Genomic DNA, 25,146 nt, shown 5'->3' with positions numbered 1-25,146 from the left:
GGCGCTGCTAGAAGACTAAAAGCTCGTCTCTGTGAATGGCGGGCTGGTCTGACATTTGAGGCAGGAAGCGGGCGATGACGTCCAAGGTGAGACCTCGGCAACGGCCCAGATCCTCGGCACTGTAGCGAGTGATGCCGCGCGCTACCAGCGAACCCTCAGGACCCACCACGCTTACTACATCGCCGGGCTCAAAAGTGCCTTCCACCGCCACAACGCCCACAGGCAACAGCGAGGCCCCCTCGTCGCGCAAAGCCCTCACGCAACCTTCATCTACCTCCACTGTACCAGCTGCCCTGTTGGCAACGCCAATCCATAGCTTGCGTGCCTGCTCACGAGGAGCGCCAGGGGTACCAAACTCGGTACGCCTGCCGCAACCGAGAACCGCATCCACCAGCGAATGGGGCCGCTTTCCTTCAGTGATAGTCATGGGGATGCCAGCCGCCAACAGCGCACGGGCTGCCCGAAGCTTGGTGACCATTCCGCCGGTACCCACCTGCGACCCGGCGCCTCCGGCAGTGGCCATGAGCTCTGGGGTGATAACATCCACCTTTTCTACCAGCCTCGCCTCTGGGTGGGTCTGAGGATTGGCATCGTAGAGCCCATCGATATCTGAGAGGATCACATAGCGCTCTGCGTTTACCAGCGACGCCACGATGGCTCCCAACATGTCGTTGTCGCCAAAGACAAACTCGTAGGCTGCCACGGTGTCGTTCTCATTCACCACGGGAATGGCGCCCAAAGTAAGCAAATAATCAAAGGTGTTGCGAGCATTGAGATACCCGCGGCGATCGGTCACATCGCGCCGAGTAAGCAGCACCTGCCCGCAGGGGATGCCCTGCTGTGCAAGCTTTTCTGCATAGACCTCGGTAAGCGCTGCCTGGCCCGCAGAAGCGCAGGCTTGAAGAGCCGGGATCTCTTGCGGCCGAGAAGCGATGCCCAAGCGCTCCATGCCTACGGCCACAGCTCCGGAGCTTACAAGCACCGGCCGATACCCCAGCCGCGCAAGCTCTGCCAGCTGGTCCACTAGGTTAGAGAGATACTCTTGGTCTATGGCGCCCTGACCATTTACCAAGGTAGAGGAGCCTACCTTGGCCACTATGACATGATCGAGCTGGTCGGGAGCCTTCATTAGGCCTCCTGCTCTGAGTCGTCGACCTCAAAGCACAGAGCCTCGGCCTCGTCCTCTGAAGCCATTTCTTCATCCTCCTCTGGGGCGCCCTCATATTCGAAGGCGAAATCGAGGACACGAACCTCGTCGCCTCCCTTGACGCCAGCTTTGGCCAGTAGGTCGTCGAAGCCCATGCGGCCAAAGCGATGCTGCAGGTAGGTCACCGCCTCCTCGTTGTCCCAGTCTGTTTGCACCACCATGCGCTCCAGGTTGGTGCCCGAAGCTCGCCATACGCCACCGCCCAGATTGGTGATGCGGATTTGACGATCGTGTTTTTGGCGACGCTCTTCCCAGATAGGGGTAAAGCTGCGAGGCTCGGGTGATCCCACAATGGCGGAGCGCAACTCGTGCACCTGACGGGCAGCCCCATGCTCAAGCTCGCGAATGCCGGCGCCGGTCACTGCTGACACCGCATAAAACTCGTGGCCGTCTGCCAGGGCGCGCTCTCGCAGGCGAGCCACTGCCTCTGAGGTGTTGGGCATATCCACCTTGTTGGCCACCACAATCATGGGACGATCGGCTAGCTCGGGGCCATGGGCTGCCAGCTCGCCATTGATGATCCCGTAGTCCTCCACAGGATCGCGGCCCTCAAAGCCGCCAGTGACGTCTACCACGTGAATGATAAGGGCAGTGCGCTCGATATGGCGCAAGAACTCATGGCCCAAACCCTTGCCTTGGCTAGCACCTTCGATCAGTCCGGGAACGTCTGCTGCCACGAAGGAGTCATCCCCTACCGACACCACGCCCAGGTTGGGCACGAGGGTGGTAAAGGGATAGTCTGCGATTTTGGGGCGAGCGGCGCTCATATGCGCAATGAGGGAGCTCTTGCCGACGGAAGGCATGCCTACCAGCGCGGCATCGGCCATGAGCTTCATTTCCAGCTCGATCCAATGGTCCCTGGCAGGCTCACCCTTCTCGGCAAAAGCAGGTGCACGACGCACCGAGGTCACAAAATGGATGTTGCCCCGGCCCCCCTTGCCGCCAGGAGCCACTACCACCCTATCGCCGGGCTGTGTGAGGTCTGCGATCTCATAGAGAGGCTCCATGGTCTCAGGGTCGAGCTCGCGCACCTGGGTACCCAAGGGAACTCGCAAGAAGAGGTCGTCGCCATTGGCGCCATGCTTGCGCGCGCCTTGGCCATGGGTGCCGCGAGTAGCCCGAAAGTGATGCTTGTAGCGATAATCGATGAGCGATGAGAGCTGAGGGTCGGCCACTAGGATGACGTCGCCGCCATCGCCGCCATCGCCGCCATCGGGACCGCCCTTGGGCACGTGGGCTTCACGACGGAAGCTCATGCAGCCTGCACCGCCGTTGCCGCCGCAGACATTGATTCGAGAAACATCGGTAAATTGAGGCATGGGACCCTCCAAAAGACCGGGAGCTAAAGGTCTCTACCCGCTCTAGCCATCCTCAAGCGGCGAGCCTGAACAGAGATAAAAAAGGACCTCCGTGCGTGCGGAGGTCCCGGATGCGTGCTGGATTGAAGATCCGAGGCCTTAGGCCTCGACGGGGCGCACGTGCACCTTGTGCTTGTCGCCCTGGGTGAACTCTACCACGCCGTCTTTGAGAGCGAAGAGAGTGTCGTCGCGGCCAATACCCACGTTCTCACCGGGGTGGATGTGGGTGCCACGCTGACGGACGATAATCTGACCGGTCTTGATGGACTGGCCGCCAAAGATCTTGGTGCCCAGACGCTGGGCGTTGGAGTCACGGCCGTTACGAGAAGAACCGAGACCTTTCTTATGTGCCATGGTGCTACCTGCCTATCTGGTGAGGGTTCTCAAAGTTACTCTGCGGTGGAGGCGGAAACCGGAGCCTCAACGTCACCGGGGACCTCGACGATCTCGAGGGTGGTGAGCTGCTGACGATGACCGCGAGTGCGCTGGTAGCGCTTACGCTTGTGGAACTTAAACACAGTGACCTTGGGGGCCTTGTGCTGGTCTACCACCTTGGCAACGACCTTCTCAGAGGCCAGGGCCTCAGGATCAGAGGTGGTGGTGGAGCCATCAGCGAGCAGGAGGACGTCCAGGGAGACCTGATCGCCAGGCTGCGCGTCGAGCTTCTCGACGTCGATGACGTCGCCCTTGGCAACCTTATACTGCTTGCCGCCAGTGGAAACGATTGCGTACATGTGATCGAACCCTTCATTGCGAGGTGAGTGCAACAGTTGACCATAATAGGACCGAACGGGGGCACAGTCAATGAAACCGGCAAGGAATACTCCGGTTTCACAGGACTTTCCCACAGGCAGTCTCCTACTTGTCTATCCGGACTATTCTAGCCCGGAATCTGGCTCTCACAGAGCTTTCACAAGGCTGCCGTCTTTTTCTTCGTGCCATTGGCCTAAACGCTCTACATGACAGGCTTCGAGAGTCTCGCCGGCCAACGCCGCATCATCGAAGGCAGCCCTCACCAGCACCTCAGGACGCAGCGCCCCTTCATTGGAAGAGCGGGTGTCTACCACCACTCTCAGCCAACCAGGCTGCCGAGGCTCTACCGTCCAGCCTACCAGGGTAGACGTCAGGTCAACTTTCTTCTCCTTGCGGCCTCGCAGGTAGGTAAGCTGGCCCTTCTCGGCCAGTGCAGTCAGGGCCTCTGCAAGGGCGTGGGCAGAAGCCTGGGTAGCCAGATCCAGCTGCCACCGACTGCGATCGAGCCAGGCGCCCAGCGCTGGGGAGTGGGGGTCCACGTAGGCAGCCGCGATGGGAGCCAGGTCTTGGGGAGTGGAGCGCTGAAGCCTGGCAAGGGCCTCCTCCGGCTCCAGGTAGCTGGAGAGGGAAAGGTCGAAATACTCATGCTCCGAAGCCGCCCCTACCGGCAGCGCCGCCGAATAAGCACACTTCATGCGAGGCGAATAGCCCTGAGTAAGGCAGAACGGCAGCGACGCCCGGCGAATGGAGCGCTCCTGTGCCCTCAAGAGATCTAGGTGGCCCAGATGGCGCAGGCGACCGGTCTTTTTATAGTTGACGCGCAGGACAAAACGAGTGGGCTCTTCCATCAGCGCTCCTGTGCCAGTAAGTTGTCTACCTTCAAAGTGGGACACACGCCGCACCCAGCGCAGCTGTCGCGAGTGCAGTCCTGGGTGGTTTTTCCCTCCAGCGCCCGACGCCATTCGCGCTTGAGGAAGCCCTTGGACTCGCCAGGGCTGGTGTGGTCCCAAGGCAGCCGCGCATCTAAAGAAAGCTCGGTCTGTGCGATCTCATCCAGGTCAAAGCCGCAGGCAGAAGCCGCCGCGCACCAGGCTTCAAAGTCAAACTGGTCGCTCCAGGCGTCGAAGCGGCAGCCCCTCTTCCAAGCGTTGTAGATAAGATCGAAGCCCTCGCGGCCCATCTTTGAGAGGGCCGACTCCAACACCGCCGCATCCGAGTCGAAGGTATTGACTTTGATGGCACGGTCATGAACCGAGGAGAGCAACAGCTGCTGGCGCCTTTTGACCTCGGCCTGAGAGAGCTGACCCACCCACTGGAAGGGTGTGTGGGCTTTGGGCACGAAGACGCCTACCGAGATGGTGACGCCCAAGCCACCGCGCCTTCCCTTGGGAAGGATCTCGCGGCCAATGTCTATCACCCTTTGGGCCAGCTGAGCGATGGCCACGATATCCTCGTCGGTCTCGCCGGGAAGGCCCATCATGAAGTAGAGCTTCATGCGCTGCCAGCCATTCTCAAAGGCGTTGGTGGCAGCCCGCTCCAAGTCTTCTTGGGTGACGTTCTTATTGATTATGTCGCGGAGTCGCTGACTTCCGGCCTCCGGAGCAAAGGTGAGCCCGCCGCGCTTGGCGCCGGCCACCTCCAAGGCCATCTCCACGCCAAAGGAATCCAAACGCTGAGAAGGAATAGAGACACGCACGCCCTCGCCAGCAAGCCGCTGATTCAAGCGGTGGAGAATCTGGGCGCACTGGGAATGGTCGGTAGTCGAGAGGCTCATGAGTGAAACCTCTTCATACCCGGTCTTTTGAAGTCCCTCTACGCAAGCCGCCACGACGCTGTCTGCCGAGCGCTCCCTCACCGGCCTATAGGTGATGCCAGCCTGGCAAAAGCGACAGCCACGAGCACAGCCTCGCAGCACCTCAACCGAGAGCTTGTCTTGCACCGTCTCCATTGCCGGCACAATGGCCCCGCAGGTAGCGTCACTGGCCGCAAAATCATTGGCCACACGCTTATAGACCACCTCAGGGGCGCCAGAGCCCTCTTTGGGAACCGCGTAGCCAAACCTGGTACCCGCCTCGTCATAACGATAGTCATAGAGCGAAGGTACATAGGTGCCTGGCACGTCTTTCAAGCTTGCAATGATTTCTTGCCGAGAAAGACCAGCCTCGCGACCAGCCTTTACCTTCTGGGTCACCTCGACGATAGACTCTTCGCCCTCTCCTAGGAGAAAAGCGTCGATCATAGGCACCAGAGGCTCGGCATTCCAGATGCCGGGGCCACCCGCAATGATGATGGGATCATCCTGCGCTCGATCAGAGGCCAAAACAGGAATGTGGGCTAGGTCCAGGGCTTCCATCACGTTGGTGCCTGCCAGTTCATGGGCGATGGAGAAGCCCACCACGTCGAAGGAGGCCACCGGGTAGGCGTTCTCCAAGGACATAAGGGGCACGTCGTGTCCGCGCATGAGGTCTGCCATGTCAGGCCAAGGCAGATAGCAGCGCTCGCAGGCAAGGCCGGGAACCGAGTTCACCGCCCTATAGAGAATAGCTACACCAAGATTTGGCAAGCCGATCTCATAGACGTCGGGAAACACCATGCACAGAGAGAAGGCCTCTGGCTCTATCTCTTCGAGGCCCCATTCGTGGCCAAGGTAGCGAGCAGGCTTGCTCACATGCTCTAGCAAAGGCTCGATTTGGGCGAAGCTATTGGTTTTGGGGAGACGCATTAGGCGTTGCCTTCCTGTCCAATCTCAAACCATTGGGTTGGCTCGGGAGCCACCACCACATCGATCACATCTGCAATGCGGGCCAAAGAAGACCCCTGTGACCCGTCAGAATAAAGGGCGCCAGGCTCGACCTCCACCAGCGAGCCGGTAAGAGTGCGCGCACGCTGGCCCATCTCATAGGCCACCTCTTTAAGGCGCTCCAAACCCCAGGCCAGCTTCTCGTCAAAAGCTTCGCCTGCCTCATAGCGCGCCAAAAGCAGCTGGCCCGTGAGGTAGGTGCCTCCCCAACCAATAAAGCCTTTGAGAACCCAGGAGATCTTGGGGAAGCTATGGGTGGCAGCGCGTGCCACCGAACGCATGAGCAGGCCCCCTGCCACCACGCAGGCGATCTCCGGGGTGCGCGCAGGGCCAGGGGCATAGCCGTAAAGCGCAGCGATACGCAACGCCATCGAAGACTCAGTGGCACACATTACCGGAAAGTCCGCACCCTTGATAAAATCCACCGCGCCTACTCCTGCATTGGCAGCGGCACAGGAGAGGATATCAGAGTTTGCCTGGGCTTTTCTACAAAAGGGAAATGCCATGGCCAGAGAGGGGCCCTTCTCGGTAGCTCTTACCATCCATTGAGACAGCAGGGCCAGCGCGCGGTTGGGATCTGTGGCGACAGCACAGGCAGGCTCAACGCCCGCAGAAATGCCGGTCTCTGGAACGTCCAGCGAGCTCTCCGCCAGAAGGCACACAGGAACGCCCGCCTTGGCCCAGCCCCTAGCGCAGGTCCGGGTGAGGGAGGTTTCAGAGCCGCAGAGGATGATGCAGAGATCCGCTTCGGGGTTTACCAGGATGGGCTCGTTCGAAGCCAGCGCGCCTACATGGATCATGGCCTGAGCCGTCTGGGGAACTAGCGCGTCTTTCAGGGCAAAGACCAACGAATCAGGAGCGCCGGGCGAGAGTTCCACGGCGATGCGCACGGCTTCCTTGCGGGCTGCCTCAGCCTGCTTGCCGGCATCAAACACCTCTTTAATCCTGTCAAACGACATGCCACGAGAGGCCATAGACAACTCCTTTAGACGTCAATCGTCCTAGAAAACGGGCCTGAATCTATGAATCATAGCGCAGCCGGTTGCCGATACCCACCTAGGCTGCCTTGGTGCGGTGGCGATAGACTGACTGCACCATCCCTACTGCTGAGAGCTGCACCACCATAGAAGAGGCACCGTAGCTGATAAAGGGCAAAGGGATGCCGGTGATAGGCATGATTCCTAGGCACATACCCACGTTTTCCAGCAGCTGGAAAGCCCACATGGCCACCACGCCCACCAACACGAGCTTGCCAAAGGGCAGCTCGATGGTTTGGGCCAGGCGCACTACCGAGAACATGAGCCAGCCAAAGAGCGCCAACAGTACCATGGCGCCCACAAAACCAAACTCCTCTGCCAGAAGGGCAAAGACAAAATCTGTATGGGCCTCAGGCAAGAATCCCTGTCCGGCCTGAGAAGCGTGGCCTATGCCTTTTCCCAGAAAACCACCGGATCCTACGGCGATCTTTGCTTGCTGAAGGTTGTAACCGTCGCCTGAAGGATCCACTGAAGGATCCACAAAGACGATGAGGCGCTTGAGCTGATACTCCTTGAGGATGTTTGGGAGCCCCGGGGTAAGCGAGCAAAAGATCACCAGTGCCGCCACCACCACAATAAGGATGACAGTAGGAATAACCCATTCCTTTTTGGCCCCTGCGCAGATGATGATGGAGGCCCCTGCCACCAACACGATAAGGGAAGTGCCCAAATCTTGAGTGAGCAGCAAGAGAAAGGGAATAAGCAGGGTGCCGCAGAGCTTGCAATAATCAGAGAACGCTTTGATCTTGCCGTTGTACTGGGCCGCCACAGAAGCTATGAGAAAGATGGTGACAAGTTTCATGAGCTCTGAGGGCTGAAAGCGCAGGCCAATACCGGGTATTTGGATCCACCCGGCCATGCCTTTGGCCGAGTAGCTCAAGCCAGGGATCATGGGCAATATAAATAAAATGATGTCCGCGATGAGTAGCGCAGTGGTGTAATTTGCCAGATTGCGATAATCGTAGTGCCAGATGACAGCAGCTGCCACAAGACCCAGAGCGAAACCCACCAGTTGACGGGGCAAAGACGCCTCTGCAATGGTAAGGGAGGCAGACCATACCACCAACAGGCCATAGGCCACTAGCGCCAGAGAGCTAAAGAGCACTGGGCGATAAATTTCTGAAAGAATTCCCTTAGCTCGAGGCATGCGAGCCTTGGCGCCTCCCGGACGCTTTCCCGCCTCGCCTCCAAAGAGGCTGGAGACCATCTCTGAGAATCCAGGGTCTTGAACGCCAGTCCCGTGACGTGGTGTCTTTCTTTGCCGTACCGAAGCCATAAACTCGCCTCCCCTACCTCACGCTGGCCGACGAAGTGACCGTGGCATCGTCGGGACTGTTATAGATGGCGCCCAGAGTATCGCGCACAGCATACATGGCACTCGTAGAGCCAAATCCGCCCTCTTCAATGACGGCACAGACGACGTATTTGGGATCGTCAGCTGGGGCATAGGCACAGAACCATGCGGTAGGGTCTTTGCCCGCTTTCTCGCCCGTGCCGGTCTTGCCTGCAACCTTTACCGGCAGATTGGTGAAGTGGGCGGTGACTGCTGGATCTTCTTCGTAGATCACGCCTTCCAGAGCACTTTGAACATAGGCCAAGTATTCTGCGTCTTCTTCTACTTCGCGGAGCTTGGAGGGCTGATAGTCCACCAACGTGCCACTGCCCTCTTTAGAGCCTACCGATTTGAGCACGTGGGGAGTCCACATGGTACCCCCATTCGCAATGCCCATGTACACACAGGCCATCTGAAGCGGGGTGACCAAGATGTCGCCTTGGCCGATAGCCAGGTTGGTGGTATCTCCACCTCGCCATGCCCGGTCATCGGCAGAGTAGTCTTTGAAATAGTCTTGCTTCCACTGAGCCGTAGGCACACGGCCTACCGCCTCGCCAGGCAGGTCGATGCCCGTGCCTTCTCCCAAGCCCCAGCGGCTGTAGGTCTTTTGGAGGCCCTCTTTGTCATCTGACTCGAAGAATGCCTTGCCTATTTCGTAGAACACCGTGTCGCAGGAGAAAACGATGCCGTTTCGCACGTCCATGATCCCATGGCCGTTGTGATCCCAGCAATACTGGCCGTAAGCTTCGCCAAAGCCAGTCCAAAAGCCGGTGCAGTTATAGGTGGAACCCTCCGTGGCCAGCCCTGCATTGAGCGCTGCGAGTGCGGAAAGAGGCTTGATGGTCGAAGCAGAGGCATAGGTACCGGTAACCGCGCGATCCATGAGAGGATAGCCCGACGCCTCGTCAGAGAGGGCCTGCCAGTCGTCATTGGAGATGCCACCCACAAAGATGGAAGGATCAAACTCTGGATAACTGGCCATAGCCAACACGTCGCCATTGGTAGCATCGAGCACCACCACCGAACCTGCCGTAGCCTTATTGTTCAGAGCATGGGCCTTGTCGATGGCATGAAGCAGCCCTTCCTCGGCTGCCTTTTGAATATTTATGTCGATAGTCAGCTCAACATCTGAGCCTGCAGTGGCAGGCACCGAGGTGGCATAACCGGTAACATCGCCATTGGCATCTACAAAGACCTGCTGCTCACCGCGGATGCCTTGCAACACAGACTCATATTGGTACTCAACACCTGCTTGGCCGGTGATATCGCCCGACTCATACTGGATGGTCCCCTCGTCCTCATTGGTGGCCTCCAGCTGGTCTGGGCTCACAGTGCCGGTGTAGCCCAACACATGGGCCGCCACCGTGCCGTAAGGGTAATAGCGCTGCGTGCGCTGTTGCACAGTAACACCAGGAAACAGGTCAGGGTGAGCTTCCAGGTAAGCCACCACCCGGCGAGGCACGTCCACCGCCACCGTGCGTGCGCTTTGAGCACCCTCAGTAGTGTCTTGGATCTTGCGCTTCACTGCCATGGCCGGCATGCCCAAAAGATCGCCCAATAATACGATTTCCCGCTCTTCGTCGGCCACATCCGCCTGAGCGACTACAGTGAGTGAGGGGCGATTGGTCACCAGCTCATTGCCATTGCGATCCAGAATACGGCCGCGAGGAGCAGAGGTGGTCACTGTGCGGGTGCGGTTATTCTCGGCCTGTTTGACGTACTCGTCGCCGCTCATGAGCTGCATGGCCCAGATACGCCCTGCCAACACGGCGAGCACGCCTCCAGCCGCTAAACCCAATCCAGCGATGCGACCCTTGAAACCGGTTTCTGAGGAAGTGTCGCTACCGCCGGCAGCACGGGGGGTCTGACCACCAATGTCCACCTTGAAGCGGCCGTTTTTAGCAGACACCACCACCAGTACCGCCACGATGGCTGCCAGGGCGATGATTGCGATAATGACAATAGTGAGAGTACCGAGCTCCATAAACCAATCCCTTGAGGGGTGCGGACTCTACGTCCCTAAAGACCCCGGGTAGAAATCTTGCTGCGCTTAAGGGCACCTGTCTTCTTTTTCCCGAGTTGAGGTGAGCGCGAGCCGGTGCGGGACAAGAACAGCAAAAAGGGCAGAAAGAAGACTATGTCGAGCACCGAGGCCGGAAGCCAGCGAAGACCAAGCGTATCCAAAAGCGTGCCCCCCTGCCCAATGGCCATGAGCACCAGCTGAGAGGCCAGTTCCACCGCAGGTGCCGCCAAGCAGAAGATGCGTAGGGCCTGAGGAGTGGCGTCAGCTATGACGTTGCGGTCTTCTCGGCCAATGACGGCTGCCATCAGCGTGAACAAGAAAGCCATCAGGCCTACAGGACCCGAGCTCACAATGTCAAAGAAGAGTCCGGCTCCAAAGGAGGCTAGAATACCAAACGTGCCTCCGTAGCAGAGAGCCATGGAACCAGCAAAGATGAGCATGAAGTTGGGGCGCCCATTGGCAAGAGGCAGGTTGGGAGCCAAGATCACTTGGCATGCCGCGCAGATGGCAAAAGAGACAAGCGCTACCTTGCGACGCGCATTGGTGTCATTGACGACCATGATCCCTCCTAACCTTGGCTCTGCGATCCATCGGAGCTCGACTGAGCGTCGCCATTGCCTTCGCCGGCAGCTCCGCTTTGAGCTTGGGCTGCACTCTGAGCGCCCTCTCGAGAAGCCCCTGTAGAAGAGGCAGCGCCTCCAGTTGAGGCGGGCGCGTTGCTTTGCGCGGGGGCTTTGCCGGCCTCTTGGGCGTCAGCAGCGGCCACATCGCTGGCAGAGGCTGTCTGGTCGTCAGTCAATGAAGTGATGACCAACACTTCCTCAAGATTGGACACCGAGGCCGCCGGTTTTACTAAAATGTTGTAGTACAGGGCACCAGAAGGCTTGTCGGCAGAGGTGATGGTGCCTATAAGCAAGCCTTTGGGAAAGACCCCGTCAAGGCCGCTGGTGACCACCAGGTCGCCAACCGACACCGATTGGTCAGCGCGTACCAGATTGAGCTGGAGCATATCGGTCCCCTGGCCTTGCGCCTGCCCTTGAGCACGGCTCTCTTGCACCATGGCCGAAACCGAGGAGCGATCGTCGGTGATCAGGCGCACCTGCGAAGAGGTGGGGCTCACTGCCGACACTTGCCCTATGATGCCCATGGAGTCTGTCACAGGCATGCCCACCGCGATACCTTGCAAAGACCCCTTGTCGATAGTGATGGTGGAGCTAAGGGAGTCAAGCGAGCCCGAGATAACCCTGGCCCCGGTGGATTTGAGGTTGTAGTTGTCCTGGAGCTCCAACAAGCCCTCGAGCCTGTTGGCTGCCTGTGCCGACTCTTTGAGCTGGGCGTTCTCTGCCAACAACTTCTCGTTTTGAGCTTTGAGCTCAGAGAGCGTCTCGGAGTCCGCCGTAAGGTTGGCGCCCAGGTTAGAGAGACCAGTGAAAGGAGAGCAAACCACTGCTCCCACATAGCGCAAGGGCGCGCATACCACTTGCACCGCTCCTTCAACTGTAGAGATAGGCCCAGTGCCGCCTTCTCGCACCGAAAGCGTGAAAAGCACCAGTGAGATACCGAGAAGAACAACCACTAGGCGCACAGGCGATGAAGGCTCCCGCTTGACGCCAGGAGCCTGGGGCATTCTAGAAGCCATGCTGCCGCCTACTGAGCCGAGCTTTGCACGAAGCCGCCGGACAGGGCGTTGGCCTCGAGAACCTTAGCGCAACCGTTAACCACGTTTTCCAGAGCGGTAGGGCTCACATTTACCGGCACGCCGGTCTCTTCTCGCAGACGCTGGTCGAGGCCGCGCAGCATGCCGCCACCGCCGGTGAGCATAATGCCGTAATACATCAAGTCACTGGCAAGATCTGGCGGAGTGACATCCAAGGCATCCTTCACTGCCTTGGTGACCTCATCGAGAGGGCGGTTGAGCGCACGACGAATTTCCTCAGACTCGATGCGCACGGTCTTGGGCAAGCCGTTCATTACATCGCGACCGTTCACCTCGACGTCAAGTTCTTCTTTGAGAGGTGCAGCAGATCCCACCTTGATCTTGATATCTTCTGCCGTGCGCTCGCCAATGGAGAGGTTATAGGCATTGCGCACGTGCTCGAGGATGGTTTGGTCAAACTCGTCACCGGCAGTGCGGATGGATTGGGACACCACGATGCCGCCCATGGCGATCACTGCCACCTCAGTGGTACCGCCGCCAATGTCTACCACCATGGATCCGGTGGGGTCTTCGATAGGCAGGTCTGCGCCGATGGCAGCTGCCATAGGCTCTTCGATGAGGTACGCTTGGCGAGCCCCCGCCTGAATGGTGGCCTCGAACACGGCGCGCTTCTCTACAGAGGTGACGCCCGATGGCACGCAAACCACCACTCGGGGCCTAGGCGACCAGGGATAACGGCGCTCACGGGCCTTCTCGATGAAATAGCGAAGCATTACCTCTGTAACATCAAAGTCTGCAATGACGCCGTCCTTGAGCGGGCGGATAGCAGTAATGGAGCCGGGAGTACGCCCCACCATGCGCTTGGCGTCAACGCCAACCGCAAGCACGCGCTCCTCGTTGCGATCGATGGCGACCACGGAAGGTTCGTTGAGCACGATGCCTTCGCCGCGTACTGCCACCAAGGTGTTGGCAGTACCCAAGTCTATGGCGAGGTCGCCACCGTATTCGCCGAAGATGTTGTCGAGAATCGACATAGCACCAATCCCTTGGGAACATGCATTAGGAAGAAATCCTAATAAGAAGATACAACGTGGGTGAGGTAGCTTGCTGCGTGCTAGATAAGCGCCAGATGAGCTACCTGCTAGTTTGTGGGTGTTGCAGCGTTAGAACCAGCGGTAGAGGTATCGCTGGCGCCCGTAGAGCCAGCGTCGCTGGATGCATCAGAGCCAGTGGCCACTGTGCCTGTAGTAGTGGTGGTACCGGAGGTTGCAGAGGACTGAGAATCAAAGGATAGCTGCACGTCAGAGACCTTCCAGCCCAAGCCGTCGCGCACCAGCGTGATGGTGTAGGCCTGAGAGCCGCCTTCGGGCAGTGTGGCAGTGCAGGCCACCGTGGTGGAGTTGGTGGAGCGGTCAATGCCATCGATCTTGAGCTGGGCATTGCTGGGCAGGATAGCCTCGATGGACTTCTTTTGATCGTCAGAGAGCGAAGGGGCCAAGTAGGCGGCGGTATCTGTGCCGTCGGTCTTGGCATAGAACAGCTCGTTCACCGTGTCTTCTGCCATAGGCCAGCCATAGCCCCTCCAATAGGCAAAGCCCAGGCCGCCACCCACAACTGCCAACACGACCAAGATGATGATGGCCACCTTGAGACCCGTGTGCTTCTTTTTGCGGGACTGCTCGGCCTGCTTCTTCTCGGCAGCCACCAGATCTTGCTCGGAGACCTCGAAGAAACCGGTGTCTTCAGGCGAAGGGATGAACTCGCCAGACTTGCCCAGAGGATCCAAGGGGTCGATGGCGCCGCTGCCGCCATAGCCGGCTGCGGCCAGCATAGCGTCAGTCTCGCCGCCATGCTGCCCTGTAAGGGCAGCTACTGCGTTTTGGGCCGCCGTATAAGAAGCGCGCTGGGCAGGGGTGAGGTTATAGGAACCGTCTTGAGTAGCATGGTTGAAAGCGTCCAAGGCCTCCTGCATGCGGCTTGCAGCAACAAAAGCCTCGCCCAGAAGCGCATAGATCTGAGCCTGGGAGGTTTGCGGGGCAGAAAAATCGAGAGCGGTGCGGTAGGCCTCCACGGCATCTACCGGCCGGCCCAGCTCCATAAAGCAGCGGCCCAACGAGAGCAGCGCCACTGCAGGATCGGGATTGTTCTCATCGATGGCGGCGGCACGATAGGCTGCGCCGGCTTCGCGCATCTGCCCCTGGCGCTCGTAGATCTTGCCCAGGGCGATCTTGGTCTTGTACTGGTTGGTGTAGGAAGAGTCTGCCATGGCAGCGGTGAGGGCTGCGATGGCAGCGCCATCCTGGCCTGCAGCGGCAAGGGCGCGGCCGCGGTTGGTGTTGAGGGCACCGGCTTTGCCGTAGGAATGGTCCTCCAAGGCCGCGGCATAAGCCTCAGCAGCCTCCTCGTAGCGACCCAGCTTCATCAAGGCATTGCCACGCATATGGTCTGCGGCGCCATAGATCTCGCCGGGGTTTTTAGCTGCCGAAAGCATGGTGACCGCCATGGCATAATCGCCATTCATATAGGCGGTACGTCCTGCTTGATAGGCTTGCTGATCCACTCTAATCTCCTCTGGAATAGTTCTCGCTACATTTAGTGGTTAGAGTACAGGCTCACCCGAAGCGCCATGGGTTACCCGCACTGACTCGATAACGTCGCCTGCACGCAGGGCGCCGATGGTGTCCTTGCCTTCAACGGTTTGACCAAAGACTGTATACCCGCTGTCCAAACCATGCTGGGGACCCAGACAAAAATAGAACTGGGAGCCCGCAGAGTCTGGCATGGCCGAGCGCGCCATGGCCAGCGCGCCGTCCTCATGGCTGTTGCGGGGATTGCGATCATATTCGTGCACGATGCAATAGCCGGGACCGCCAGTGCCAGGCATGCCGTCGGGGCCAGGACGGCCAGCGGCCACATCTGAAGGATCCATCTCGCGAGTGTTGGGGTCACCACCCTGAATCACAAAACCAGGAACATAGCGATGAAACTTCACATCATCGTAAAAACCGCTGTTGGCAAGCTCTGCGAAGTTGCCCACATGCACAGGGGCACCCTGGCCGTCGAGTTCTACTACGATGGTGCCCTTGTTGGTGGTAAAGGTAGCTACTTCATCGCCCACGGGCGTATAGGCAGGCTGGTATAGCGACATAAAAATCAACTCCTCAAGGCAGTCTCTGTGAGATTTTACCAAGCGAGGATGGGGTTCACAGGAACGGCATTACCCAAGGGAGTCCACCACAAAGCCTAAATACTCTAGGAGTTGGCCTGAGCCGCAGGTTCTGGCAGCGAGAAATTGGCGTAAGCGCTCTCAAACATCGTGCTCCAGGAAGCAGCCTCGCCACGAATGGAGCTCAAGGCCTGTTCGCGCACCGACTGCGGATTCTCGCTCTGAGCCGCCTGCTTCCAGGCAGTCGTCACCGCATCCGAACGGTTGCGCAGCCAGTTAGCCATCTTCAAAAGCTCGTCTTTGGAATCTTGATAGGAGCCAGAGGTAGTGTCCACCTCTTGAATCTTATTGATGGTGTTGGAAATCTCGACGCCCAAAGTAGAAGCATTGGAAAAGCCTTCAGAACGCTCCTCAGAAGTACCCGAGAAACCCCTGGATTCCAGGGCTGTCACCGAATCGTCGAGCTGCTTTGCATAGGCGCCTAGATTCTCATAGGCCTCTTGCAGAATGTCATGTGAGGTCTCGTCGCCGCTTTTGACCTCCCCTGTCGGCCCCTTGGTGTCTTGGCCGGTGAGCGAGTCGATGGCCCCAGGAAACCCCGCCTTGGAAGTGTCTGCCGGCTGGGTGGCTGCACCCAGATCTGCTCCCGGGTTCCAGGGGTGGGTGATAAGAAGGATGGCCCCGCCTACGATGGCCAAGCAGGCGATGGCAGCCACGATCACGGTACGCATGCGAATGGGACGCTCCCGCAGATAAGGGTCGCGCAGGTCGTGCTCTGAGGGAACAGCCGACTCGATGCGAGGTAGCTGGTTGGTCTCATCGGGAGCAGGAGCCGCATTTACCTGACGATCGCCTGGCAGAGGATCGGTAAGGGGGATATTGGTAGGCACACGCATGGGCTCCCGCTTTCCCACCCACATGCCGCATTTGGGGCAAGTGTCTGCACCTTCGGGTACGAGCGCGCCGCAGCTGGGGCAGTAGGAACCCGTAAGCCTGGGAAGCGCCGCGGTGAGGTCTAGCTCGGCATGACAGGCGGGGCAGACGCAGGCTGCATCTGACACCAACGCATGGCAATGAGGACATTGTTTCACTGTTTAGGCACCTCCCTTACCTACCTATCAATGGCCATAGATCTCGCAAGGATAGAGAGCTTCGTCCAAGATTTCAAGGCGCATGACCGAGGCCCCACACATTTAAAAGCCTCCCCTGCCCCTTGCTCTCAAAGAATGCCGGGGCAGAGGAGATCAACGCTGCAATGTCTACGGCCTAGCTCAAAGACTTCAGCACAAAAGGAAGAATACCGCCTTGGGCCATGTAGGCGCCTTCGGTAGGAGTATCTACACGAACCCGGCAGGCAAAAGCGGTGGTCTCTCCCGCCTTGTTAAGTGCGCTGACCTCGACTATGGCGGGGCTGGGCAGACCGCAAGAAAAGTCTACGGGCGCTACCGAGAAAAGCTCCGATCCGTCCAGCCCCAGCTCCTGCGCCGTGGTGTCCACAAACTCCAGCGGCAAAATGCCCATGCCCACCAGGTTTGAGCGGTGGATGCGCTCGAAGGACTCCGCTATGACGGCACGCACCCCTTGGAGCAGCGGGCCCTTGGCGGCCCAGTCACGGCTGGAGCCGCTGCCATACATGGCGCCGGCCAACACCACCAAAGGGACCCCGGCCTCCTCATAGGAGCGGCTGGCATCCCAGATGCTTTTGAGGGTGTCGTCGGTAAAGTCGCGGGTCACGCAGCCCTTCTCGCCCTCGGCCAAGCGATTCTCAAGCTTGACGTTACCAAAGGTGCCCCGCTCCATGACTTCGTGGTTGCCTCGGCGTGCGCCATAGGTGTTGAACTGGGCCGGCTCCACCCCATGGGCCTCAAGATAGGCAGCCGCAGGCGAGGCAAGCGCGATGGCGCCCGCAGGAGAGATGTGGTCGGTGGTGACAAAATCGCCCAGAGACACCAGGCAGCGAGCCTTATCGAGCTTTATGGCATCTTGTGCGGTGGCGATCTCAAAATAGGGAGGACGGCGGATATAGGTGGAGCTTGGATCCCAGTCGTAGGTGGCAGACGGCGATGCCTCGATGAGCTTCCAGGCGGCCGAGCCCTCCATCAGGTGCGCAGTGCCCTCCTCATAGAGCGACTGGTCCACCACTTGCGACAGGATTTGGTCTACTTCCTCGGTGGAGGGCAACAAGTCGTCAAGCAGCACCGGCTCCCCTGCTGCCGAGAAGCCCACAGGCTCCGTGGCAAGGTCCACATCCATGGTGCCCGCCAACGAATAGGCCACCACCAGCGCAGGGGACGCCAGATAGTTTTGCGCCACATCGGGAGAGATGCGCCCATCAAAGTTGCGATTGCCCGAAAGCACGCTGGTAAGCTCGGCCTCGGAAGCCCACTGGCGCAGGCAAGGCAGAATGTCTCCCGAGTTGCCAATGCAACTCATGCAGCCAAAGCCGCAGGTATAAAAGCCCAAAGATTCCAGGGGCTCTCGCAGGCCGGCCCGCTCAAGCAAGAGCGAGGTGGCATGGGAGCCAGGAGCCAGCACCTTCTTGACCCAGGGCTTGGGAGCCAACCCAAGCTCAGAGGCCTTCTTGGCCACCAGGCCGGCGCCGATGACCATGGCGGCGTCGGTAGCGGTGGTGCAGCTGGTGATGGCAGCGATGGCAAGCGCCCCATGGCCCAGCTCAAAGGTGCCCTGGGGAGTCTCTACCGTGAACTTCTCCGTCAGATCGCCATGGCCGTTTTTCTCGGCAGCGGATTCGAAGCGAGCCTTGAGAACTGCCGGCGTCACCTTGTTGTGGGGCCGAGAAGGGCCTGCCAGGCAGGTGACTACATCGGCGAGGTCGAGAGTGACGGTGCGCGAGTAGACGCGGCCTTGTGGTGCGCCCAACAGCCCCTGGGCCTCCACGTAGTCGTGGGCGAAGGCCACCTGGGCTGGGTCGCGGCCGGTGAGGAGCAGGTAGTCGAAGAGGCGCTCGTCGGTGGGGAACAGCACGGCGGTGGAGCCATATTCGGGGCACATGTTGGCCACGCAGGCGCGCTGGGTGACCGAGAGAGATTCGACACCGGGACCCGTGACCTCGACAATGGCACCCACGACCTTGGCCTCGCGCAACAGCTGGGCCACGGTAAGCGCCAGATCCATGGCGGTGACGCCTGAAGCCAGCTTGCCGGTGAGGCGGAGCTCCACGATGGCGGGCACGCGCATGGGGATGGGCTGGCCGAGGGCTGCAGCCTCGGCCTCGATGCCGCCCACACCCCAGCCCATCACGCCCAGGCCGTTGGCGGTGGTGGTGTGGGAGTCGGTGCCTACCAGAGTGTCAAAGCAGGCCATGGTACCCGGGCCATCCCAGAGGGTGTCGGTGCCCACCACCGAGCTAAAGCGTTCCACGTTGAGCTGATGGCAGATGCCCTGACCAGGCGGCACGATCTCCACGTTGTCAAAGGAGGCGCCTGCCCACTTGAGAAAGGCGAAGCGCTCGGCGTTGCGGGCGGCCTCGATGGCCAGGTTCTCCTGGGCGGCTCCAGGGGTGCCGGCAACGTCTGCACAAACCGAGTGATCCACCACCAGCACGCAGGGGATCTGGGGATTCACACGCTCAGGGTCGCCGCCCGCAGCCGCCATGGCATCGCGCATAGCGGCGAAGTCCACAAACACAGGCACGCCGGTGAAGTCTTGGAAGAGCACCCGAGAAGGCATGAAGTCCACCTGGTCGCCCGCCTCGCCTGCCAGGCCGGCTGTGAGGATGGCGCGGGCCTGCGCAAGGGCAATCTCGTCGGTGGCAGCTCTGCGCACCACGTTTTCCAGCAGGCGCACCAGGGCATGAGGCAGACGTAGCGCCCCAGGAATGCGTCCCACATCGATGAAGGAGCGGCTCAGCTCGCCTGACGTGAGTGTCTTGGGTACACGGGCGGCGCGCACCGCACTCTCAAACTCGCTGGTCTCATGAAACGCCATGATCTGCCTCCTGAATCTTTTTAGCCAGCTCGACATAGGGGCCAGAGCCATCCTCGGTGGTATCTACTCCTCGGTTATAGAGGACCCAGAACACAAAGGCAGCGAGAGCCAGCGCAATGGCAAGGAATAGCAACATAACCACTGTGAACTGCGCGATCTCGAAGATCCAGCCAAAGAGGAGGATGCCTGCGGCGCAAAGCCCGCAGATCACGACGATGAGGACGAAGCGCAGAGGTGTGAGCGGCTGGGAGATGCGCCACACCAGCAATGCTCCCATCACTGCCACCAGGCAGGTAGCGATGGTGGACACCTGGCCGTCTGTAAAGCCGAGAAGATCGCGCAACAGCACCAAGGCAGCCAACCCTAAGGTGATGCCCGCAGAGGCCGGCACTGAGCGAGCCAACACATTGGCTAAGAAGTGTCCTTTGACCCGGTCGCGGTTGGGCTCAAGGGCCAGCACGAAGGAGGGGATGCCTGTCATGGTGCCCGAGACCAAGGTGAGCTGGATGGGCAACAAAGGATAGGGCGGGAAGAAGATGCAGAGAACCGCCACCGCCATAGAGAACACCGTCTTCACCAGGAAGAGCGAGGCGGAGCGCTGGAGGTTGTTGATGGAGCGACGCCCTTCTGCCAGCACATGGGGCATCGAGGAGAAGTCATTGTCTACCAGCACGATCTCTGCCACTGTGCGTGCGGCGTCAGAGCCTGAAGCCATGGCCACCGAGCAGTCGGCCTCGCGCAGGGCCAGCACGTCGTTGACGCCGTCGCCGGTCATGGCCACCGTATGGCCCTGAGACTTCAAAGCTTTCACCAAGTCGCGCTTCTGCTCAGGGGTCACGCGGCCGAAGACCCTATAGGCCTCTGCCGCCTTCGCAATGGATTCCGGTGTTGCAAGGGTGGTGGCATCCACGTAGTCAGAGGCATCTGGGACTCCAGCTTGACCTGCGATGGAGGCCACGGTGGCAGGATCGTCGCCAGAGATCACCAGCAGCTTGACCCCCTGTTCTATAAAGTACTTAAGGGTTTCCGGCGCAGTGGCGCGTATCTCGTCTGCCAGCGCCATGACTCCCAAGGCCACCACCGCGCCTTGGACCTCGTCTTTGTCAGAGAAGCCGTCCACCTGGCAGATCACCAGCTTGCGAGCGTCTTTGGGAAGCGTCGCCAAAGCAGCGTCTACCTGGTCCTCGTTGACAGGCTTCAAAAACTGGCGAGCACCTACGGCAAAGGCGCCGTGCTCGGTCACGCAGCCCGAATACTTGCGCTGGCTTGAGAAAGGGATCTCCCGCACGATCTTGCCAGGAGAGACCTGGCGCCTTGACAGATAGTCCAAAGCCGCCTTGGCTGTCTCATTGGCATCCTGGGCATTGGCCCCCATGACGTCTGCCAAAGCCTGCAGGACGCGAGAGAGTCCCGGCTCAGAGATAGCGAGGGCATCCTCAGCCGATAAAGGCGCTGCACCAGAGAGTGCAAGAGGTGAGGGAGGCACGGGTTTCTCGGCAGCAGAAACGTGGGGAGCCAGAGGGATGAGGCGGGTGACCTTCATGGCGCCCGAGGTGATGGTGCCGGTTTTGTCGAGGCACAAGACGTCCACTCGGGCCAGGGTCTCGATGCAGTAGAGCTGCTGGACAAGCACCTGGCGCTGGGCCAAGCGGAAGGTGGCTATGGCCAGCACAGTAGAGGTGAGCAGGATGAGGCCCTGGGGAATCATGCCCACCACCGCCGCCACGGTGGACAAGATGGAGACGCTGTAGGACTCGCCGGAGAAGAAGGAGCGAGTGAAGAGGATGAGGCCCACCGGCACCAACACGTAGGTGCCCAGCTTCACAATGAAGCGAAGGGTGGCCATGATCTCGGAGCGGACAGGCTTGGACTGCTTGGCCTCAGCCCCTAGGCGGCCGGCATAGGACTTCTCCCCCACGGCAACCGCAGTGGCTTCCACCGCGCCAGACACCACAAAGGAGCCTGAGAGCAAAAGGTCGCCGGGGCCTTTGGCCACCGCGTCGGACTCGCCGGTGAGCAGCGACTCGTTCATGAAGCAGGCTCCCTTTTGCACTTCGAGGTCCGCGGGCACCTGGGCTCCATGAGAGAGGCACACCAAATCGCCTAAGACAATGGCATCCACAGGGATCTGCACCTCTTTGCCGTCTCGGATCACCGTGACAGGGCGAGCAGCGATGAGCGCCAGTTTGTCGAGGGCTCGCTTAGAGCGCACTTCTTGATAGATGCCAATGGCGGCGTTGGCCACCACGATGAGCATGAAGAGCATGTTGCGGTAGGAGCCGGTAGTGAAGACAAGCACCGCCAAGAACAGGTTGACGGCATTGAAGAGGGTGCACAGGTTGTCGCGCACAATCTGGCCCACCGTGCGGGTCTTGGGGGATGGATCAACGTTGACGTTGCCTTGCGCTATCTGGGCCTCCACCTGAGCTGTGGTGAGCCCTGCTAAGAGACGGTCCATCAAAACACCTCTCAGAAGATGTGCCGTGCATCTACTTGTATAAAAAAGGACGGCGCCGCCCACTGCGAAGCCGTCCTCTGTGTGAGAGCTGGTGCCGACTATGGGGCTCGAACCCATGACCTTTCGCTCCGGAGGCGAACGCTCTGATCCACTGAGCTAAGTCGGCGTGCCAGCCCATGATAGCAGAGCGCACCGGCAGGTGCGCGATAGAGAGGCCAAGAAGCGTTTCCATGGCGCAACAGAAGGCCTCAAAACGAAAGATCGCAGGGTGGCTGTGTTAGGCTTTCTTGAATGCTTGCGCAAACTTTAAAAATCGCTGCATCGCCATATATAGGCCGCTCGATGATAGGCCGCTCGATGAGACCCGTGAGGAGCCACTTTGATGATAGCCATAGTCAAACAGTCCGCCACGCCAGAGCAGCTGGACCATTTTGTGTCCTGGCTGGAAGGCAAAGGCTTTTCTACCAACGTGAGCCAAGGCGACCACGAGACCGTGGTAGGCATCATTGGCGACACCACCACCATCGACCCCTTTCTCTTGGAGTCCATGGACATCATCGAGCGTGTAGCCCGTGTCTCCGAGCCCTTCAAACAGGCCAACCGCAAGTTCCACCCCGAGGACTCCGTAGTGGACTGCGGCCACGGCGTGCTCATTGGCGGCGGCCACTTCCAAGTGATGGCAGGCCCCTGCTCGGTGGAGGGCGATGGCCTGTTCACCATCGCCCGCCAGGTGAAGGAAGCCGGCGCCACCTTGCTTCGCGGCGGCGCCTTCAAGCCCCGCACCTCGCCCTATGCCAACCAGGGCATGGGCGCTGAGGGTTTGCGCCTGCTGCGTGAGGCCGCAGACGAGCTGGACATGCCGGTGGTTTCTGAAATCATGGATGCCCGCGACATCGAGCTATTCGAAGACCTGCACATCGAAGTCTTGCAGGTGGGCGCCCGCAACATGCAGAATTTCACCCTCCTAAAAGAGCTGGGCAAGCTCCGCCGCCCCATCCTGCTCAAGCGCGGCATGGCAGCCACCATCGACGAGTGGCTCATGAGCGCCGAGTACATCATGGCCGGCGGCAATGAGAACGTGATCTTGTGCGAGCGGGGCATCCGCACTTTTGAGACCCGCACCCGCAACACCTTTGATACCAACGCCATCGCGGTGGCTCACCATCTGTCCCACCTGCCTGTGGTGGGTGACCCCAGCCACGCCACCGGCTACACCCGCTACGTGGTTTCAGCAGCTCTGGCGGCCACTGCCGCCGGCGCCGACGGCCTTGAGATCGAGGTGCACGACCAGCCCTCCCAAGCCTGGTCAGACGGCGCCCAAGCCCTCACGCCCCACCAATTCAGAAACGCCATGCGCCGCATCCAGCTGGTGCGCGAGGCCGTGACCATGGAGGACGAGTGATAGAGCCAGGACGCATTGGCATTGTAGGCCTCGGCCTCATTGGTGGTTCCTTTGCCCGGGCGCTCTATCGCGGCCCCGGCGAGGTCTATGCCTGGAACCGCAATCGCGATGTGCTTGAGATGGCAGCCATCGATGCCATCGATGGCGAGCTCACAGATGAGATCGTTGGCACCTGCGAGCTCATCATCCTCACCACCTACCCGGCCCATTCTCTGGCCTGGTTCAAAGAGCACGCCCATCTCATCTCCCCTGAGGCCATCGTCATCGACGCCTGTGGCACCAAGCGAAAGCTCTGCCAAGAGGCTCAAGAGATCGCAGCCTCCCATAACCTCACTTTTGTGGGCGCGCACCCCATGGCGGGCACTCAGTACTCGGGCTTCGGCCATGCCAAGGCCACACTTTTCGAAGGGGCCCCTCTCGTGCTATGCCCACCGGAGATGGAAGACTTGGAAAAGCTGGATCTGCTCCATCGCATCCGAGACCTTTTGGCCCCCTGCGGCTTTGCCTCGGCTACCGTCACCACCCCCGAGGAGCACGACCGCATCATCGCCTACACCTCCCAGCTGGCCCATGTGGTAAGCAGCGCCTACGTCAAAAGCCCTACGGCTCTGGAGCAGAAGGGCTTCTCGGCAGGCTCTTGGCGCGACCTCACACGGGTGGCCAGCCTCAACGCCCCCATGTGGTCTGAGCTCTTCTTGGAAAACGCCGACTATCTGGTGGCCGAGGTAGACGAGGTCATCACTCATCTGCAGGAGTATCGAGACGTGCTGGCCGCAGGCGATGGCGTCAAACTGGAAGCCCTCTTAGATGCCGGCACCGCTCAAAAACAGAAGGCAGACGCTCAATGAGTGACGTGGTTTGTATTCCTGTGAACACCCCCTCCCGCTCCTATGAGGTGGTAGTGGGCATCGGTCTTTTGGACTCCTTGGGCGAGCGCGTACGCCGGGTCCTGCCCCGCTGCCCCCACGCCCACATCATTACCGACACCCATGTGGGCCCTCTCTACCTGAAGCCTGCCCAGCGAGCATTGGAGCAGGCCGGCTTTGAGGTGACCTGGGACAATTTTGAGGCCGGAGAGGCCTCCAAAACCCCTGCCGCGCTGGCCCGCCTGCTGGAAGGCATGGCCCTTGCGGGCTGCGATCGCGACACCTGCGTGGTGGCGCTTGGCGGTGGCGTCACGGGGGACATGGCTGGGCTTTCTGCCGCCCTTTACATGCGCGGATGCCCAGTGGTCCAGGTGCCCACCAGCCTTTTGGCCATGGTGGACTCGTCTGTAGGCGGCAAGACCGCAGTAGACCTTCCCCAGGGCAAGAACCTCATGGGCGCCTTTTGGCAGCCCTGGTTGGTAGTGGCAGACATCGCGTGCCTTACGACCGTGCCGCCAGAGCTCTTGGTGGACTCGGTAGGCGAGGTCATCAAGCACGGCATTCTCGCAGATCCAGACCTCTTTGAAGACGTTGCCTCCTCCCCCATTACCGCCCAGCCGCTGGATCTGGAGCGTTTGGCCCGCATCGTGGTGCGAAACGTGGAGATCAAACGCGACGTGGTGGCGGCAGACGAGAAGGAGCGCGGGCTGCGCCAGACCCTCAACCTGGGCCACACCTTGGGCCACGCCATCGAGGCGGCCTCAGACTTCGCCCTGGGCCATGGCTCTTCGGTGGCAGCCGGCCTCTGCTGCGTGGCCCGGGCCTCTGCGGCTCGCGGCTGGTGCACCGGCGAGCTAGCGTCCCAAATCGAAGCCTGTGTGGCCAGCTACGGGCTGCCCACCTCGACCGATGCTCCGCTGCCCAGGTTGCTGGAACTGTCCTTTGCCGATAAAAAACGCCATGGCGAGCTGGTGAACGTCGTGATCCCCGAAGCCTTAGGGCAGGTGGCGGTGCACCCCATGGACCTGGATGACTATGCCCGCTTCTTCCAAGCCGGCCTTGAGGGCGACCCGTCCACCGGGATCCCAACGCCTTCTTCGCCCGACCCTACTCACCCGGTTTCCTAAAGGAGGCCAGA

General features: G+C 60.1%; 20 protein-coding genes and 1 tRNA gene. 3 read left to right on the top strand and 18 right to left on the bottom strand.

Features of this window, described 5'->3' with window-relative positions; genetic code table 11:
* Positions 1-7: 7 nt before the first annotated feature.
* The 18 genes from proB to E5334_RS05100 form a co-directional block, all read right to left on the bottom strand.
* Positions 8-1,129 carry a glutamate 5-kinase gene (gene proB, locus E5334_RS05185; RefSeq protein ID WP_136012555.1) on the bottom strand — a complete coding sequence of 374 codons (1,122 nt, stop codon included), beginning with the start codon at positions 1,127-1,129 and terminating at the stop codon, positions 8-10.
* Positions 1,129-2,526: a GTPase ObgE gene (gene obgE, locus E5334_RS05180; RefSeq protein WP_136012554.1), complete on the bottom strand. Its 1,398-nt coding sequence runs from the start codon at positions 2,524-2,526 to the stop codon at positions 1,129-1,131. Before obgE ends, proB begins: the two co-directional genes overlap by 1 nt.
* Before the next feature lie 138 nt (positions 2,527-2,664).
* Positions 2,665-2,919, bottom strand: a complete 255-nt coding sequence (gene rpmA / locus E5334_RS05175; RefSeq protein WP_136012553.1) for a 50S ribosomal protein L27 — start codon at positions 2,917-2,919, stop codon at positions 2,665-2,667.
* 35 nt (positions 2,920-2,954) lie between these two features.
* Complete coding sequence (gene rplU, locus E5334_RS05170; protein WP_136012552.1) at positions 2,955-3,299, bottom strand: 50S ribosomal protein L21; 345 nt, start codon at positions 3,297-3,299, stop codon at positions 2,955-2,957.
* A gap of 165 nt (positions 3,300-3,464) precedes the next feature.
* On the bottom strand, positions 3,465-4,166 hold the full coding sequence (locus E5334_RS05165; protein ID WP_167604307.1) for a TIGR03936 family radical SAM-associated protein: 702 nt from the start codon (positions 4,164-4,166) through the stop codon (positions 3,465-3,467).
* On the bottom strand, positions 4,166-6,040 hold the full coding sequence (locus tag E5334_RS05160; RefSeq protein WP_136012550.1) for a TIGR03960 family B12-binding radical SAM protein: 1,875 nt from the start codon (positions 6,038-6,040) through the stop codon (positions 4,166-4,168). The genes E5334_RS05165 and E5334_RS05160 overlap by 1 nt, the downstream gene beginning before the upstream one ends.
* On the bottom strand, positions 6,040-7,092 hold the full coding sequence (locus E5334_RS05155) for a hypothetical protein (RefSeq protein WP_136012549.1): 1,053 nt from the start codon (positions 7,090-7,092) through the stop codon (positions 6,040-6,042). The genes E5334_RS05160 and E5334_RS05155 overlap by 1 nt, the downstream gene beginning before the upstream one ends.
* An 82-nt stretch (positions 7,093-7,174) precedes the next feature.
* Complete coding sequence (locus tag E5334_RS05150; RefSeq protein ID WP_275438936.1) at positions 7,175-8,431, bottom strand: FtsW/RodA/SpoVE family cell cycle protein; 1,257 nt, start codon at positions 8,429-8,431, stop codon at positions 7,175-7,177.
* A 13-nt stretch (positions 8,432-8,444) separates the two neighbouring features.
* Positions 8,445-10,472 carry a penicillin-binding protein 2 gene (gene mrdA, locus E5334_RS05145; protein ID WP_136012548.1) on the bottom strand — a complete coding sequence of 676 codons (2,028 nt, stop codon included), beginning with the start codon at positions 10,470-10,472 and terminating at the stop codon, positions 8,445-8,447.
* A 35-nt stretch (positions 10,473-10,507) separates the two neighbouring features.
* Complete coding sequence (mreD, locus tag E5334_RS05140) at positions 10,508-11,071, bottom strand: rod shape-determining protein MreD (RefSeq protein ID WP_136012547.1); 564 nt, start codon at positions 11,069-11,071, stop codon at positions 10,508-10,510.
* Positions 11,072-11,079: 8 nt separating this feature from the next.
* Positions 11,080-12,150: a rod shape-determining protein MreC gene (gene mreC / locus E5334_RS05135; protein WP_136012546.1), complete on the bottom strand. Its 1,071-nt coding sequence runs from the start codon at positions 12,148-12,150 to the stop codon at positions 11,080-11,082.
* A gap of 8 nt (positions 12,151-12,158) precedes the next feature.
* Positions 12,159-13,202: a rod shape-determining protein gene (gene mreB / locus E5334_RS05130; protein ID WP_136012545.1), complete on the bottom strand. Its 1,044-nt coding sequence runs from the start codon at positions 13,200-13,202 to the stop codon at positions 12,159-12,161.
* A gap of 107 nt (positions 13,203-13,309) precedes the next feature.
* Positions 13,310-14,728: a tetratricopeptide repeat protein gene (locus E5334_RS05125; protein WP_136012544.1), complete on the bottom strand. Its 1,419-nt coding sequence runs from the start codon at positions 14,726-14,728 to the stop codon at positions 13,310-13,312.
* A gap of 39 nt (positions 14,729-14,767) precedes the next feature.
* A complete protein-coding gene (locus tag E5334_RS05120; protein ID WP_136012543.1) occupies positions 14,768-15,316 on the bottom strand; it encodes a peptidylprolyl isomerase in 549 nt (182 codons plus the stop codon).
* A 104-nt stretch (positions 15,317-15,420) separates the two neighbouring features.
* Positions 15,421-16,425 carry a zinc ribbon domain-containing protein gene (locus E5334_RS05115; protein WP_136012542.1) on the bottom strand — a complete coding sequence of 335 codons (1,005 nt, stop codon included), beginning with the start codon at positions 16,423-16,425 and terminating at the stop codon, positions 15,421-15,423.
* A 175-nt stretch (positions 16,426-16,600) separates the two neighbouring features.
* Positions 16,601-19,282: an aconitate hydratase AcnA gene (gene acnA, locus E5334_RS05110; RefSeq protein WP_136012541.1), complete on the bottom strand. Its 2,682-nt coding sequence runs from the start codon at positions 19,280-19,282 to the stop codon at positions 16,601-16,603.
* Complete coding sequence (locus E5334_RS05105; RefSeq protein ID WP_167604306.1) at positions 19,269-21,740, bottom strand: HAD-IC family P-type ATPase; 2,472 nt, start codon at positions 21,738-21,740, stop codon at positions 19,269-19,271. Before E5334_RS05105 ends, acnA begins: the two co-directional genes overlap by 14 nt.
* 89 nt (positions 21,741-21,829) lie before the next feature.
* Positions 21,830-21,906, bottom strand: a tRNA-Arg gene (locus E5334_RS05100).
* Between the two features lie 216 nt (positions 21,907-22,122).
* On the opposite strand from E5334_RS05100, the gene aroF reads away from it, so the two are divergent.
* The 3 genes from aroF to aroB are packed head-to-tail and all read left to right on the top strand — an operon-like array spanning position 22,123 to position 25,135.
* Positions 22,123-23,142: a 3-deoxy-7-phosphoheptulonate synthase gene (gene aroF, locus E5334_RS05095; RefSeq protein WP_136012539.1), complete on the top strand. Its 1,020-nt coding sequence runs from the start codon at positions 22,123-22,125 to the stop codon at positions 23,140-23,142.
* Positions 23,139-23,990 (top strand): prephenate dehydrogenase, encoded by an 852-nt coding sequence (locus E5334_RS05090; RefSeq protein ID WP_136012538.1) that lies wholly within the window; start codon positions 23,139-23,141, stop codon positions 23,988-23,990. Before aroF ends, E5334_RS05090 begins: the two co-directional genes overlap by 4 nt.
* A complete protein-coding gene (gene aroB / locus E5334_RS05085) occupies positions 23,987-25,135 on the top strand; it encodes a 3-dehydroquinate synthase (protein ID WP_136012537.1) in 1,149 nt (382 codons plus the stop codon). Before E5334_RS05090 ends, aroB begins: the two co-directional genes overlap by 4 nt.
* Positions 25,136-25,146: the final 11 nt, after the last annotated feature.

Source organism: Muricaecibacterium torontonense, assembly GCF_004793925.1.
GTDB lineage: Bacteria > Actinomycetota > Coriobacteriia > Coriobacteriales > Atopobiaceae > Leptogranulimonas > Leptogranulimonas caecicola.
Note: the sequence above shows the minus strand (reverse complement) of the source record. Positions and strands in the feature narration are given on the sequence as shown.